14 protein-coding genes and 1 pseudogene are annotated in these 13,389 nt (G+C 65.0%); 6 read left to right on the top strand and 9 right to left on the bottom strand.

What is annotated here, in order from left to right; genetic code table 11:
• Positions 1–452: dTMP kinase (gene tmk / locus Q0O05_RS08675; protein WP_293662156.1), on the bottom strand; the 452-nt coding region annotated here is incomplete at its 3' end.
• Positions 453–462: 10 nt separating this feature from the next.
• Positions 463–1,479: an endolytic transglycosylase MltG gene (gene mltG / locus Q0O05_RS08670; RefSeq protein ID WP_293662154.1), complete on the bottom strand. Its 1,017-nt coding sequence runs from the start codon at positions 1,477–1,479 to the stop codon at positions 463–465.
• Between the two features lie 10 nt (positions 1,480–1,489).
• Here mltG and Q0O05_RS08665 point away from each other — a divergent pair, with 10 nt between their 5' ends.
• Together Q0O05_RS08665 and Q0O05_RS08660 are read left to right on the top strand one after the other, a co-directional pair.
• Positions 1,490–2,467, top strand: coding sequence for a folate-binding protein (locus Q0O05_RS08665; RefSeq protein WP_293662152.1), 978 nt, complete (start codon positions 1,490–1,492; stop codon positions 2,465–2,467).
• 108 nt (positions 2,468–2,575) lie between these two features.
• Positions 2,576–3,199, top strand: coding sequence for a protein phosphatase CheZ (locus Q0O05_RS08660; protein WP_293662150.1), 624 nt, complete (start codon positions 2,576–2,578; stop codon positions 3,197–3,199).
• A 4-nt stretch (positions 3,200–3,203) separates the two neighbouring features.
• Here Q0O05_RS08660 and Q0O05_RS08655 read toward each other — a convergent pair whose 3' ends face one another.
• A complete protein-coding gene (locus Q0O05_RS08655) occupies positions 3,204–4,196 on the bottom strand; it encodes an alpha/beta hydrolase (protein WP_293662149.1) in 993 nt (330 codons plus the stop codon).
• A 56-nt stretch (positions 4,197–4,252) separates the two neighbouring features.
• Here Q0O05_RS08655 and Q0O05_RS08650 point away from each other — a divergent pair, with 56 nt between their 5' ends.
• The gene (locus Q0O05_RS08650; RefSeq protein ID WP_293662147.1) at positions 4,253–5,389 is read left to right on the top strand and encodes an iron-containing alcohol dehydrogenase; all 1,137 of its coding nucleotides are present in this window, start codon (positions 4,253–4,255) and stop codon (positions 5,387–5,389) included.
• Between the two features lie 9 nt (positions 5,390–5,398).
• Here the strand turns inward: Q0O05_RS08650 and Q0O05_RS08645 are convergent, their stop codons facing one another.
• From Q0O05_RS08645 to Q0O05_RS08635, 3 genes are read right to left on the bottom strand one after another with little or no spacing between them, the layout of a single operon-like run.
• Positions 5,399–6,526 (bottom strand): phospholipase, encoded by a 1,128-nt coding sequence (locus tag Q0O05_RS08645; RefSeq protein WP_293662146.1) that lies wholly within the window; start codon positions 6,524–6,526, stop codon positions 5,399–5,401.
• 7 nt (positions 6,527–6,533) lie between these two features.
• Complete coding sequence (locus Q0O05_RS08640) at positions 6,534–7,340, bottom strand: HDOD domain-containing protein (RefSeq protein WP_293662144.1); 807 nt, start codon at positions 7,338–7,340, stop codon at positions 6,534–6,536.
• A gap of 9 nt (positions 7,341–7,349) precedes the next feature.
• Positions 7,350–9,893 carry a Tex family protein gene (locus Q0O05_RS08635; RefSeq protein WP_293662142.1) on the bottom strand — a complete coding sequence of 848 codons (2,544 nt, stop codon included), beginning with the start codon at positions 9,891–9,893 and terminating at the stop codon, positions 7,350–7,352.
• A 113-nt stretch (positions 9,894–10,006) separates the two neighbouring features.
• Here Q0O05_RS08635 and Q0O05_RS08630 point away from each other — a divergent pair, with 113 nt between their 5' ends.
• Both Q0O05_RS08630 and Q0O05_RS08625 read left to right on the top strand, forming a co-directional pair.
• Positions 10,007–11,353, top strand: a complete 1,347-nt coding sequence (locus Q0O05_RS08630; RefSeq protein WP_293662140.1) for a class I SAM-dependent methyltransferase — start codon at positions 10,007–10,009, stop codon at positions 11,351–11,353.
• A gap of 35 nt (positions 11,354–11,388) precedes the next feature.
• Complete coding sequence (locus tag Q0O05_RS08625) at positions 11,389–11,802, top strand: VOC family protein (RefSeq protein ID WP_293662138.1); 414 nt, start codon at positions 11,389–11,391, stop codon at positions 11,800–11,802.
• 101 nt (positions 11,803–11,903) lie between these two features.
• Here Q0O05_RS08625 and Q0O05_RS08620 read toward each other — a convergent pair whose 3' ends face one another.
• The 3 genes from Q0O05_RS08620 to Q0O05_RS08610 form a co-directional block, all read right to left on the bottom strand.
• Positions 11,904–12,065 (bottom strand): hypothetical protein, encoded by a 162-nt coding sequence (locus Q0O05_RS08620; RefSeq protein WP_293662137.1) that lies wholly within the window; start codon positions 12,063–12,065, stop codon positions 11,904–11,906.
• 89 nt (positions 12,066–12,154) lie between these two features.
• On the bottom strand, positions 12,155–12,622 hold the full coding sequence (locus Q0O05_RS08615) for a type II toxin-antitoxin system VapC family toxin (RefSeq protein WP_293662135.1): 468 nt from the start codon (positions 12,620–12,622) through the stop codon (positions 12,155–12,157).
• Complete coding sequence (locus tag Q0O05_RS08610) at positions 12,615–12,860, bottom strand: type II toxin-antitoxin system Phd/YefM family antitoxin (protein ID WP_293662133.1); 246 nt, start codon at positions 12,858–12,860, stop codon at positions 12,615–12,617. The genes Q0O05_RS08615 and Q0O05_RS08610 overlap by 8 nt, the downstream gene beginning before the upstream one ends.
• A 119-nt stretch (positions 12,861–12,979) precedes the next feature.
• Between Q0O05_RS08610 and Q0O05_RS08605 the strand changes: the two are divergent.
• Positions 12,980–13,389 (top strand): annotated as a pseudogene (locus tag Q0O05_RS08605) (histone deacetylase); the annotation flags it as partial.

Raw genomic sequence — 13,389 nt, 5'->3', positions numbered from 1 at the left:
AAATCGAACCAGATGGTGAGCTGCGGTAAGAGCAAGCCGCCGGAGTGCGCCGGCGCGCTCAGGCCAACCGCCCGGGCTGTTGCATCGCCCTGCACCCAGATTTCCAGCGTTTCCAGAATGCCCCAGTCAAAGCCCCTGCCCGCCCCTTGGTAGGCAAAACTGGCATCGGAAAAACGGTCGCACAGCACCACCTCACCGCGCGCCAGCGCGGGCGCAATCACCTGCTGTATATGGTCGCGCCGGGCCGCAAACACCAAGAGCGCCTCGGTCATGGCATCCATGGGCGCGTTCAGCACCAGGGTGCGCAGTTGCTCGGCCAAAGGCGTTCCACCGGGTTCGCGGGTAAGGGTTACCGTGCGGCCGGTGGCTTGGAGCGCCTGGCGAACGGCCTCGATGTGGGTGGACTTGCCGGCGCCGTCAATGCCCTCGAAGCTGATAAATAGTCCTTGCATGGCCGGTCGCTCAGCGTCCCCTCTGGTATTTGTCGACGGCCCTATTGTGCTCGTCCAGCGTGGCGCTGAACTGGCTGCTGCCGTCGCCACGGGCCACGAAATACATCGCCTTGGAGGGCTGTGGCCGGACCGCCGCCAGAAGCGCCGCCTTGCCCGGCAGCGCAATCGGCGTTGGCGGCAGGCCGCCGCGGGTGTAACTGTTGTAAGGCGTGTCGGTTTGCAGGTCAGCCCGGCGCAGGTTGCCGTCAAAACCGTCACCCAAACCATAGATCACGCTGGGGTCGGTTTGCAGACGCATGCCGATGCGAAGCCGGTTGTTGAAGACTGCCGAAATCAGCGGCTGGTCGGCCAGGCGGCCGGTTTCTTTTTCGATGATGCTGGCCAGAATGAGTGCCTGATCAGGCGTCTGCAAGGGCAATTCTGGAAGCCGCTGCGCCCAGGCCGCCTGCAGGTGCTGATCCATTGAGCGCATGGCCCGCTTGAGGACCGCCAGGTCGCTGCTGCCCTTGGAATAGGTGTAGGTGTCGGGGTAAAAACGGCCCTCGGGATGGACCCCGGCACGGCCCAGCGCGGCCATCAGCGCCTCGTCACTCAGGCCTTGGGCGTCCGGCTTCAGGGCTTCGGCCCGGGCCAGCGCCTGGCGGGCCTGGCGGAAGGTCCAGCCCTCGACCAGCGTGACCGCGCGCAAAGCTTCGTCGCCCTGCACCAGCTTCTGCAGCAGGCTCTCGGGCGTGGTGCCCTGGCCCAGCTCGTAGCTGCCGGCCCGGATCTTGCGGGATTTACCCGAGAGCCTGAACCACCAGTACAGCATGTCGGGCTGAACCTGAACCCCGGAAGCCTCTACCAGCCTCGCAACTTCGCGCGGGCTGCTACCGGGCTCGATGCTCAGATCCACACTTGGAGATTCCATCGCCAAGGGCGTCTTTATCCAGACGAAGGCGCCACCGAGCAGGACCGTCAGTGCCAGAAGAACCGCAACCAATAAGCGCACAGCCTTACTCTCTGTCTGGATGAAACAGGGAATCATAATTCAGCCCATGAGCACCCCCCAACCCCTCTCAGCCGCTACCCCAGCCGACCTTACAAGCCGCCCCACCCTGCCCGATGGCGTTGCCCGCCTGCATCACCTGGGCGTGATATTGATTGAGGGCGAAGACGCCGGCAAATTCATTCACGGCCAGCTCACCCAGGATTTTTCGCTCATCGCCCCGGGGGAGGCACGCCTGGCCGCCTTTTGCAATGCCAAGGGCCGCATGCTGGCGAGCTTTGTGGGTTTTAAGAACCTGCAGGGCGACATCTTTCTGGTCTGCAGCCGAGACCTCTTGGCCGGCACGCTCAAGCGCCTTGCCATGTTTGTGATGCGGGCCAAGGCCACATTGACGGATGCCAGCGAGGCCTATCCGGTCTGGGGGTTGGCCGGGAGTGCTACAAAAAAAATAGCTGTTGGCGCAGAGCAGCCTTGGGTAAAAGCCGAATTAGACGCTGAATCCGGCCCCCAGACCGTTGTCCAGCTCTACCCCGCAGGAGCGGTGGCGCGGCAACTGTTGGTTGCCCGCCATCAAGACACTCCCCCGGGCGACCCTCTGAGCGAAAGCCTCTGGCAGTGGGGCGAGGTGCAGAGCGGCGTTGCCACGCTGAGCGCGCCGCTGGTAGAGGCCTTTGTGCCGCAAATGCTGAACTATGAGTCGGTGGGCGGCGTGAATTTCAAGAAAGGCTGCTACCCCGGGCAGGAAGTAGTGGCGCGCAGCCAGTTTCGCGGCACGCTCAAGCGGCGTACATTTTTGGCACACTGCAGCAGTGCGCTGCAGGCCGGGCAGGAAATCCTGGCCGATAGCGATCCCGAACAAGCGGCTGGGCGGGTGGTGCAGGCAGCGCCAAGCCCCGCAGGCGGGTATGACGCTCTGGTGGAATTGCAACTGTCTTACCAGGACGCTGCGCTGAGTGTGGACGGCGGCGGCGCGACATCCGGCTTGGCCTTGATGCCCCTGCCCTATGCACTGTTGGAAGATCTCTAAACCAACGCCTCGTGCCGAATTTGCGGGGGAAGCGGTAAATCTGTCGGATTAGCCCCCCATAATAGGTGGGCAACATTTGATCCTGCGCTATAGGGAAACCACTCGCTCATGTCCTCCACGCTAACCCAAGAAGAAGCCTACGCCCGCCTGGGAGCCATCACCCGCGAAATGCACGCGGCGCTCACCGTGTTGGGAAACAACCAGCTGCACAGCATCGTCGAAGAGATACCCAATGCGCGCGACCGTCTGGCCTATGTCGGCCGGATGACGGAAGACGCGGCCAACAAGGTGCTGACGCTGGTTGAAGTGGCCAAGCCCGCCTGTGACGACCTCAAGGTACGCGGCGACGAGTTGGGTCAGGCCCTGCAGCGGCTGGCCACCAGCGAGGACCTGAGCGCCGACAAAGCGCGCGGCATGCTGATCACCTGCGGCAAGTTTGCCCAGTCGACCGCAGAGTTTTCGACCAAGCAATCCGAAGTTTTGGGCGACATCATGATGGCGCAGGACTTCCAGGACCTCTCCGGCCAGGTCATCAAGAAGGTGATTGACATCATCACCCGCACCGAAATGCAGCTGGTGCAGCTGCTGATTGACAGCTCCCCCGAAGGCACGCCTGAGGCCGACAAAGCGGCCACCACCGTGGACAACCATGTCCTCGAAGGCCCCCAAACCGCCGACGAAGCCCTCAAGCAGGGCGATGTGGACGATCTGCTGGCCTCGCTGGGCTTCTGATTCCCTAGGCGTTTGCCAGAGCGCGCCGCAGCGCGTGCGCCGCATCCGCGTGGGCCTGGGTCGCCTCTTTGAGTGCGCGCCCCATCTTGATGAACTCGTGCACCATGCCGCGGTACATCTCCATATCCACCGCCACACCCGCCATGCGCAGGCGGTCGGCGTACATCAGCCCCTCATCCACCAGCGGATCGCATTCCGCCAGGCCCATCCACACCGGCGCCACGCCGGCCAAGTCTGCTTCGTAGCCGTCGGGCCGGCGTCCGTCGAGCGGGGCAAAGCGCCAGTCAACCCGGTCGGTCGGAGTGCGAATGTAGTGCTCAAAAAAATAGCTGATGGCGTCCTCGTCGATCACAAAACCTTTGCCGAAGCGATGGTGCGAGGGAGTGTTCTGGTGTCCGGCGCAGCCCGGGTAGAAGAGCAGTTGCAGCGCCAGCGGCAGACCGTGGTCGCGGGCTTCGATGGAGCAGGCCGCGGCCAGGGTGCCGCCGGCGCTGTCGCCGCCAATGGCCAGGCGCTCACCCATGAGGCCCCGCTCTGCGCCATGCCGCGCAATCCATTGCAGGGCGTCCCAGCTGTCCTCATGGGCGGTGGGAAACTTGAACTCCGGCGCCAGCCGGTACTCCAGCGACACCACCGCACACCCCGCCAGATGCGCCAGCCTGCGGCAGAGCCCGTCGTGGGTCGCGATGCTGCCCACCGTAAAACCACCGCCATGCAAGTAGAGCAGCACCGGCAGCGCCTCCGTGCCGGGCGCGTAGTGGCGGGCCGGCAGGGCATAGCCGTCCCGGGCGGGAATGCTGAAGTCTTCAACGCGCACAAGCTTTTGAACAGGTAGCTCCAGCACATTGGCCGCCGATGCGTAGGCGGCTTTGGCCTGTTGCGGGCTCATGGCGTGCATCGGCACATGGCCGGCGCGGGCGATGCCGTCCACCACTTTCAGGGCCGATGGAGTAAGCAGGTTGCGGGGGTTGGCGTGGCGGTCAAAGTGGTGACTCATGGCGGCGGGTGGACTCGCTACAGTGGGGGCTCCGTTCCATCCTACACGCAGGCCCCATGGCGCTCATCTACTACCTCACCCAGATCCAGTTTGAATGCGGCGCCATCCGGCTGCTGCGCGCCGAGTGCGAGCGCTCCGGCATCAGCCGGCCCCTGATCGTCACGGATGCGGGCGTCAAAGCGGCCGGCATTTTGCAAAAAGCGCTGGACGCGCTGGGCGACCTGCCGGTGGCAGTGTTTGACCAGACTCCATCCAACCCGACCGAGACCGCGGTGCGCGCGGCTGCCGCCCTGTATGAGTCACGGGGCTGCGACGGGCTGATTGCGGTGGGCGGCGGCTCGGCAATCGACTGCGCCAAGGGCGTGGCCATTGCCGCAACCCACCCCGGCCCCCTCACCCACTACGCCACCATCGAAGGCGGCTCGCCCCGCATCAGCGAGCGTGTGGCGCCGCTGATTGCGGTGCCCACCACCAGCGGTACCGGTAGCGAGGTGGCACGCGGCGCGATTTTGATTGTGGACGACGGGCGCAAGCTTGGCTTTCACAGCTGGCATCTGGTGCCTAAAACCGCGATTTGCGACCCCGAGCTCACCCTCGGCCTGCCCCCGCTCCTGACGGCAGCGACCGGCATGGACGCGGTGGCGCATTGCATGGAAACCTTTATGGCGCCCGCATTCAACCCGCCCGCCGACGGCATTGCGCTCGATGGGCTGGAGCGGGCATGGGCCCACATTGAGCGCGCCACGTCGCAAGGCAGCGACCTGGAGGCCCGCACCCAGCTGATGAGTGCCAGCATGCAGGGCGCGATGGCTTTCCAAAAGGGTCTGGGCTGCGTGCATTCGCTCAGCCACAGCCTGGGCGGCGTGGACCCGCGCCTGCATCACGGCACGCTGAACGCCATGTTTTTGCCCGCCGTGATTGCGTTTAACGCGGCCGCGGAGTCGGTGCAAAAAGACAAGCGCCTGCAGCGCATGGCACACGCTATGGGGCTGGCCTCTGCGTCAGATCTGGGCGAGGCGGTGCGCGACATGAATGCACGCCTGGGCCTGCCCACAGGCCTGGCGGCCATGGGAGTGGGCGAGGACTTGTTTGACCGCATCATCACCGGCGCCCTGGCCGACCACTGCCACAAGACCAACCCGCGGCTGGCCAGCGCCGACGACTACCGCCAGATGCTGCTGGCCGCGATGTAGGCGCAGCGCCTAGAGCGGCAGCACCTGCCCCATGTCGGGCTTATCCAGCCACCCGGCAAATTCATCGGCCAGCTGGGCACTGGCGCGGGTGGCAGTAGTCCAGGCCTTAACCCGCGCAGGCAAATCGTTGCCGTAGCGGGTGAAGTCGGTACGGTCGGGCAGCTTTGCGTTGGGCAGGGTGGCGACCCATTCCGGGTTAGGCGCCAGCAGCACCATGGTGTCTAAAAACGGGCTGGCGTGATGCCGCCACTTCAGGCTCTTATCGAGCCAGCCGGGCACCACCGCCTTTTGAAAATGCGGGTAGAGCACGAGACTCGGAAGGTCCCCCGCCCCCTTACCAAGCCCTCCCCCGCCCATCGCCGCGCCCGCGTAATCAAGGTGCAGGTGGTAGTCGGTAATGCCGCCGTCCCAGTACGCGCCGCGCGGGGCGCCGGGAATGTTGTGCACCGCCTGGAGCACAAAGGGAATCGAGCAACTCGCCTGCAGCGCGGGATTGAAGTTGGCCTCGCTCAAGGCGAGGTGGCGGGTGCGGTAGTCGCTGGTAGAAAACGGGAGGCTTGATGGCAGGGCCGGCCCCTCGGGGCTGGAGAAAACCACCCGCTCTAGCCAGGCGCCCATGGCCCGGCGGTTGACGGCGTTGGTGAGAAATGCGCCCAGATAGCCCAAGGGCGTGCGTAGGCCGTGCTCGGTTCGCAGCAGGTGGCGCCCCCGCGAGGTGACGATGTGCAGCCGGAAACGGGGGTGCTGCAGGACCTCAGGAATGCGCCCGCCGTAAAAGGCCAGCAGGCTGCGCCCGAAGGTTTCGCTCACCTGTTGAGCGCTCACCCGCTTTTGGCCCGGCGCGAGCTCGTAGTGCTGGTGGATGTAGTCATGCTCCAACCGCGCGAAGGCGGCCACCGGTTCATGCAGGCATGCCGTTGCCATGCGCCAGGCTCCGATCGATGCGCCCACCAGATCCACCCGCTGGCTCGAGCGCGGGAGCCACTCGCCAAACACAAAGCGGTCCAAGGGCCCCAGGATCAGCCCCTTGGGCCCCCCCGCTGCGCCGGGAATGGTGCCAACGTGCTGCGGCTGCAGGCCGTGCCTGGCAAGAGTAGCCCTGGCCGCAGGGCCGGCGTAAATGTGAAGTGCTTTCATGCGGTGTTCAGGTGTGGGCGCCCCAGTCAAACGGGTCTTGCTGCAGCACGATGTCGATATTCAGGTCCATGGCCACCCCCACCGCGTCCGGGAAAGTGACCGCCAGGCCGCGCTCGCTCAGGCGGGCCTCTTTGCACCGCGCGCGCCAGGTCGCAAGGTGGACAACACCGGCCAGCGGCTCGTACACATGGTTATCAAACGGTGCGTATTGGTGTTCGATCGCGTTCACCATGGCCGGCGGAAAGCGCCACATCCGGGCATAGCCCGCCCCCACGGTTCCGAAGCAGTAGCCCAGCAGCTTACGCTCGGCATAGGCTCGGTTGAGTGCCAGCAGCGGCACTTCGCGGTCGAGCTGCTCCAGGCGTTGCGGCATGGCCAGATGCATGGCCAACTCGCCCACCGCGTGAATGAGCCCGGTGGTGAACGCGGTTTGCGGATTCAGCCGCACCAGCGTTGCCAGCGAGCGCGAGACCCGCGCCACATTCAGGCTGTACTCCCAGAACTGCGACAGCCGCACCCCCGCCACTGCCTTGGGCGAGGCCACCGCGGCAGCCGCTTCGGCCATTTTTAGCACATGGCCCAGGTTCAGCAGGGCCAGTGCCTCGGACACCGTGCCAATGGTTCCCGATTGCCCGAAAAACGAGGTGTTGGCCAGTTGCAGCAGGCGGGTGGTGAGGGCCGGGTCGGTGCTGATGAGCTGGTTGACCTTGTGCAGGTCCGCCTCGCTTTGCCTGAGCTCGTGCAGCAGCAGGGCCACCACGCGCGGAATGCTGGGCAGCGAAAACTGCTGTTCCAGCAAGGCACTCAGGTTCATCGGGTATTCCTAGCGCTTGAGTTTGGCAAAGGCCGCAGACATCGCGCTGCCGGCGGACGGCGCGCTGTCCTGGTAGCGCCCTACCTGCCGCTCGCCGCGGGCTGGTCCCTGGTAGCGATTTTCTGAGGCTTTTGAGCCGCCAGCCCCCGTCTTACCTGCGGGATCAGCTCCTATTTTCATAGTGAGGCCGATGCGCTTGCGGGCCACATCCACCTCCACCACCTGCACCTTGACGATGTCGCCGGTCTTGACGACCTCGCGCGCGTCGCTCACAAACTTGTGCGCCAGCTGGCTCACATGGACCAGCCCGTCCTGGTGCACACCGAGGTCGATGAACGCGCCAAACTGAGCCACATTGCTCACCGTGCCCTCCAGCACCATGCCTTCCTTGAGGTCGGCAATGTCTTCCACGCCGTCGTTGAAGCGGGCAACTTTGAAGTCGGGGCGGGGGTCGCGGCCGGGCTTTTCAAGCTCGGTGAAGATGTCCTTGATGGTAATCACGCCGAACTGCACAGACGCAAACAGCTCGGGCCGCAGCGTCTTGAGCATGTCGGCGCGGCCCATGATCTCGGAGACCGGTTTGCCGATGGTGGCCAAGATGCTTTCCACCACGGGGTAGGTTTCGGGGTGAACGCCGGTCATGTCCAGCGGATTGCTGCCGCCGCGTATGCGCAAAAACCCCGCGCTTTGCTCAAACGTTTTGGCGCCCAAACCCGAAACTTGCAGAAGATCCTGCCTGCTGCCAAACGCACCATTCGCCTCGCGCCAGCGCACCACCGCCTTGGCCACCGTGCCAGAGAGGCCCGATACGCGGGATAACAAGGGCACTGATGCGGTGTTCAGGTCAACGCCAACCGCGTTCACGCAGTCTTCCACCACTGCGCCGAGCGTGCGGGCGAGCTCGCTCTGGTTCACATCGTGCTGGTACTGGCCCACGCCAATGCTTTTCGGGTCAATCTTCACCAGCTCGGCCAGCGGGTCCTGCAGGCGGCGCGCAATGCTGGCCGCGCCACGCAGGCTCACGTCGACATCGGGCATCTCCTGGGAGGCGTATTCGCTGGCGCTGTAGACCGATGCGCCCGCCTCGCTCACCACGACTTTGGTGAGCTGGCTGGGCGGCAGGGCGCGCAGCTCCGTGTCCCCCGCCCGCTTCGCGGGCTCCTCCTTTACCTGCGCTGAGCCCCCTGCCACCCAGCCAGTCCTCGTTGCGTCGTGGTTCTTGCCCAGCAGCTTCATCAGGTCCGCCGCCAGCTTGTCGGTCTCGCGGCTGGCGGTGCCGTTGCCAATGGCAATCAGGTTGACGCCGTGCTGAATACAGAGCTTGCTCAGCGTGTGCAGGGCCCCTTCCCAGTCGCGCCGGGGTTCGTGGGGGAACACCGTAGCGGTGTCCACCAGCTTGCCGGTGGCGTCTACCACCGCCACCTTCACCCCGGTGCGGATGCCGGGGTCCAGCCCCATCACCACCCGTGGGCCGGCCGGTGCAGCCAGCAACAGATCGCGCAGGTTGTCGGCAAACACCTTGATGGCGACTTTTTCAGCTTCTTCACGCAGGCGTGCAAACAGATCGCGCTCGGTGGAGAGGCTGAGCTTCACCTTCCAGGTCCAGGCCACGCATTTACGGATCAGGTCGTCCGCGGCCCGCCCGCGGTGGCTCCAGCCCAGCTTGAGCGCCAGCCGCGCTTCGGCAAGCGACACGGCCGGCGCGGCGCGTGCGGATGCCGAAGGGGTTGCTGCGGCCGTTTTTGCTACCAAATTGCTAGCTGATTGCGCAGTAACGGCGGGCACTGAAGCCGAATTTGACACCAAATCCGGCAGCACCAGCTTGGCGTCCAGAATGTCGAGCGAGCGGCCCCGAAACACTGCCAGCGCACGGTGGCTGGGTACGCGGCCAATCGGCTCGTCGTAGTCAAAATAGTCGCGAAACTTGGCCACATCCGGGTGGTTTTCGTCTTTTCCAGACATCAGCTTGGACTGAAACAAGCCCTCGTGCCACAGCCACTCTCGCAGGTCCTGCACCAGCACCGGGTCTTCCGCCCAGCGCTCGCTCAGGATGTCGCGCACGCCGTCCAGCACCGCCTGCACCGTGGTGAAGTCGTCACCGGCCTCGGTTTTCTCTTTCCACACAAAGGCCTGCGCCTCGTCGACGGGCACGAGTGCGGGGTCGGCAAACAACTTGTCTGCCAGCGGCTCCAACCCGGCCTCGCGGGCCATCATGCCCTTGGTGCGGCGCTTGGGCTTGAAGGGCAGGTAGATGTCTTCTACCTCTTGTTTGGTGGCGGCAGCCTCAATCGCCGCGCGCAAGGCAGGCGTGAGCTTGCCTTGCTCGTCAATGCTCTTGAGCACGGTTTCCTTGCGGTCGCGCAGCTCGCGCAGATACGACAGACGCGCCTCCAGCTCACGCAGCTGGATGTCGTCGAGCCCGCCGGTGGCTTCTTTGCGGTAGCGGGCTACAAAAGGCACGGTGGCGCCGCCGTCGAGCAGTGCCACGGCAGCTTCCACTTGCTGGGGACGGACCCGGATTTCTTGCGCGATTTGCGCGATGATTTTCTGCATTGCGAAAAAGCCGGCGAACAGCCAGTGAGGGGTCTAACAATCGAGGCTGCGAGTGTGCCACAGGGGGTTTCATGGGTTACAAACGCTGTCCACCACCCAAGAACGGCAGCCCGATGCGTCCCTCCTCCTCCAGCGTCGGCCCTGCGCTTGCAGACTCCAGCCCGCCACCGGCAGCCCGCCCCCACATCCACTGGACCGAAAGCGGCAAGCCCTGCCAAGCCCTATGGCGCTCCGAGCGCGGCGCCGCGGCACCCGCCAAAGTGGTGCTGGGCGACGACACCATGAGCGCGGACACCGCCTACCATCTTGCCTGCGGCGGCACAGCGCTCTTGTGGCGGGGCGATTTTCAGAATGCGCGCCAGCTGCTGCAGGCCCTGCAGCGCCGCATCGACACGCCGCCGCGCCGCAAAAATCGGGGAGCGGCGAAGGCGGGAGACACGTCTCACCCAAACTCTCGCCCGACCCCTCGTCAGAACGCCGGCGCGTCGGCCAGCCCCGACGCACCACTCGATCCGCAGGTCTTCCACCTGCAACGCCAGGCACAGGCGCAGCGCTCGCGCATTCTGGCCATGGTGCTGCTGCCGTTTGATGCCGACTACCGCATCCCGCTGGGCCGCGCGCCCGACGCTAGACAGGCCTGTGCCGAAGCCTGGGGCGCTGCCCCCGCGGACGGTCCGCCCAGCGTTGCATCCCTGCGCGATTTGCTGGGCATACGCAGCGCCAGCGAATGGCGGCGCACCGGTGTGGAGGTGCCGGACCTGGGGGAGGCGCCCCACAACCGCATCCACCCGCACTACGGCGTGTTCTCGCCGGTGCGGGGCGAATACATTGCGCTCGTGGCCGCGGCAAAGTTGCCAGCCGCCTCGCAGCTGCCAGCCCCTGCGCCCCCGCCCGCCACCCATCCTTATGTGGTTTTTGACATCGGCACCGGCTCCGGCGTGCTCTCGGCAGTGTTGGCCCGCCGGCAGGCAATGCACATCATCGCCACCGATCAGGACGCCCGCGCCATGGCCTGCGCCGGGGACAACTTTGCCCGGCTGGGCCTGAGCGACCGCATCGACCTGCGGCAGACCGATATGTTTCCCGCCGGGCGGGCCAACCTGGTTGTGTGCAACCCGCCGTGGCTGCCTGCACGGCCCGGGGCGCCGGTGGAGTTTGCGGTGTACGACGACAACAGCCGCATGCTGCTGGCCTTTCTGGCCGGGCTGAGCGCACATCTAGCCCCTGGAGGCGAAGGCTGGCTCATCCTCTCAGACCTTGCTGTGCGCTTAGGCCTGCGCAGCGCCGGCATGCTGCCCGACGCCATTGCCGCCGCCGGCTTGGTCGTGCTGGGCCAGAGCCACGCCCGCCCCCAGCACGCCCGGGCGCAGGACGGCAACGACCCTCTGCACGCCGCCCGCAGCCGCGAGATCACCACCCTCTGGCGATTGGGTGCGGCGCCCGAATCGGGCGCCGGCTAAGCGCTACCATGCACCCATCACCCTGAGAAAACACCATGCGCGCACTGTTCCATCTGGCCTACCACGTACACGATCTGGACGCCGCGCGTGCCTTTTATGGCGGCGTACTGGGCTGCCAGGAGGGGCGCAGCACCGCCACCTGGGTGGACTTCGATTTCTTCGGACACCAGATTTCTCTGCACCTGGGCGAGCCTTTTCACACCACCAACACTGGCCATGTCGGCGCGCACCTGGTACCTATGCCGCATCTGGGCGTGGTGCTGCTCATGGACGACTGGCGCGCCCTCGCACAACGCCTGCAGGACCACCAACAAACCTTTGTGCTGGAGCCGCAGATTCGCTTTGCCGGCCAGCCCGGTGAACAGGCCACCATGTTCCTGCGCGACCCCAGCGGCAACCCCATTGAAATCAAAGGCTTTGCCAGCTGGGAAGCGGTGTACGCGGCATAAATCGCGTGCCCTCATTAACGCGCTCCACAAAACAAAAGGCCCTCGCGAGGAGGGACTTTTGTTTTGACAAACCGGAGGACCAAGCCACCGGCGTGCGGGGCTTAGCGGTGACGCTTGCCGGGGTTCTTTTTGCTGCGGGTGGCAACGCCACGCTCGAGGCTGAGGCGCTGTCCGCGGCCGGGTGTGGGCAGGCTCTGGCCAGCCAGGGGGGTGGGACGTGGAGTAGCTTTGCGGTCAGCTTCGGTAAAGATTTTGTTGCCCATGTCGCGATCCTGTAAGGGGTGGAGTGAAAACGCGTATTTTCTCACTTTTTGAAGCCGCTTCGCGCAGACCGTGCTTCGACGGCCCGCGCCTATACGGAACTGACTTGGGCGAGCGGTAATGCGATGAACGGATCGACACAGGGCAAGCCCAATGGCTCGAAGTGTTTGAGGTTGCGGGTGAGCAGCAAAAGCTGTGCGTGCTGGGCCACGGCAGCAATGGCAACATCCGCAAAACCGGGATGGCGGCCTTGGGCGACTGCCGCGTCGGCAATACGCCCAGCCACGCGGGCGGCGGCGCCATCGAGCGGGAGAATGCGGTCGGCGTAGATTGCGAGCAATCCGTCCATCCACACCTCCAAGCTTTCTGCCCTAGCTACACCCCCGCTTCGGCGCAGTTTGCTAATGCCCTGCGCCATCTCCGCGACCGCGATACTGGGCAAGAACAGGCTTGTATGGTTGTTTTGGAGCCATTCCATAAGGCCGGTCGGAACAAATCCCTCCCGGCCCGGGGCCAGCGCCGACACCACGCTGGTATCAAGCAGATACCCCTTATGCAAAATCCGCGCTCCGCAGTGGGGTGGTGTCGCGCTCCGTCTCTAGAGCCTGGGGGATGGACAAGAGGTAATTGACCAGGTTGGGCATTTCAAGGGGGTAGAGACGCGCGCCGTCCGCCACCGGTACGATCATGGCGCAGGGCTGCCCGTGGCGGCTGATCAGCGTGGGCCTTCCCTTTTCTGCCGATGCCACCAGGGCGGAGAAGCTGGCCTTGGCCTCACGAATCTGAATGGTTTCCATGAATGAAATTCCCTGTGGCTTTATCTGGTAACACAACGCTACAAGCCTAATTTGTGACTCCATGTAGTCTCACTATACCCCGGAGCCGGCATATCCACAAGCCGATCCACAATCCCTCCATGCAAGCTTTTTATTCCGACCAGTTTGTGCTCCCGCTACCCGAGGGGCACCGCTTTCCGATGGCGAAATACCGGATGTTGCGCGACCGCATTGCGGCCGAATTGCCCGCCGTACGCCTCATTGAGGCGCCTGCCGCCACCGAGGGTGAGCTGGCGCTGGTGCACACGCCGGCGTATGTGGACTCGATTTTGCAGGGCACGGCAGAGCCCCCGGTGCTGCGCGAGATTGGCTTCCCCTGGAGCCCGGCGATGGCCGAGCGGGCGCTGCGCTCAGTGGGCGCCACTGTGGCGGCGGCCCGGGTGGCGCTGCGCGAGGGCCTGGCGGCCAACCTGGCCGGCGGCACACACCACGCCTATTCGCACAAGGGCGGCGGATTTTGTGTATTCAACGACCTGGCCGTGGCGGCCCG

Source organism: Rhodoferax sp. OV413, assembly GCF_945881795.1.
Taxonomy (GTDB): Bacteria; Pseudomonadota; Gammaproteobacteria; order Burkholderiales; family Burkholderiaceae_C; genus Allorhodoferax.
Note: the sequence above shows the minus strand (reverse complement) of the source record. Positions and strands in the feature narration are given on the sequence as shown.

Bases quoted from the DNA above. Each gene is read 5' to 3' on its own strand.
- mltG (WP_293662154.1), bottom strand. From the start codon at position 1,479: ATGATTCCCTGTTTCATCCAGACAGAGAGTAAGGCTGTGCGCTTATTG.
- Q0O05_RS08610 (WP_293662133.1), bottom strand. From the start codon at position 12,860: ATGGAAACCATTCAGATTCGTGAGGCCAAGGCCAGCTTCTCCGCCCTG.
- Q0O05_RS08660 (WP_293662150.1), top strand. From the start codon at position 2,576: ATGTCCTCCACGCTAACCCAAGAAGAAGCCTACGCCCGCCTGGGAGCC.
- Q0O05_RS08665 (WP_293662152.1), top strand. From the start codon at position 1,490: ATGAGCACCCCCCAACCCCTCTCAGCCGCTACCCCAGCCGACCTTACA.
- Q0O05_RS08635 (WP_293662142.1), bottom strand. From the start codon at position 9,893: ATGCAGAAAATCATCGCGCAAATCGCGCAAGAAATCCGGGTCCGTCCC.
- Q0O05_RS08640 (WP_293662144.1), bottom strand. From the start codon at position 7,340: ATGAACCTGAGTGCCTTGCTGGAACAGCAGTTTTCGCTGCCCAGCATT.
- Q0O05_RS08650 (WP_293662147.1), top strand. From the start codon at position 4,253: ATGGCGCTCATCTACTACCTCACCCAGATCCAGTTTGAATGCGGCGCC.
- Q0O05_RS08655 (WP_293662149.1), bottom strand. From the start codon at position 4,196: ATGAGTCACCACTTTGACCGCCACGCCAACCCCCGCAACCTGCTTACT.
- Q0O05_RS08630 (WP_293662140.1), top strand. From the start codon at position 10,007: ATGCGTCCCTCCTCCTCCAGCGTCGGCCCTGCGCTTGCAGACTCCAGC.
- Q0O05_RS08620 (WP_293662137.1), bottom strand. From the start codon at position 12,065: ATGGGCAACAAAATCTTTACCGAAGCTGACCGCAAAGCTACTCCACGT.
- Q0O05_RS08645 (WP_293662146.1), bottom strand. From the start codon at position 6,526: ATGAAAGCACTTCACATTTACGCCGGCCCTGCGGCCAGGGCTACTCTT.
- Q0O05_RS08625 (WP_293662138.1), top strand. From the start codon at position 11,389: ATGCGCGCACTGTTCCATCTGGCCTACCACGTACACGATCTGGACGCC.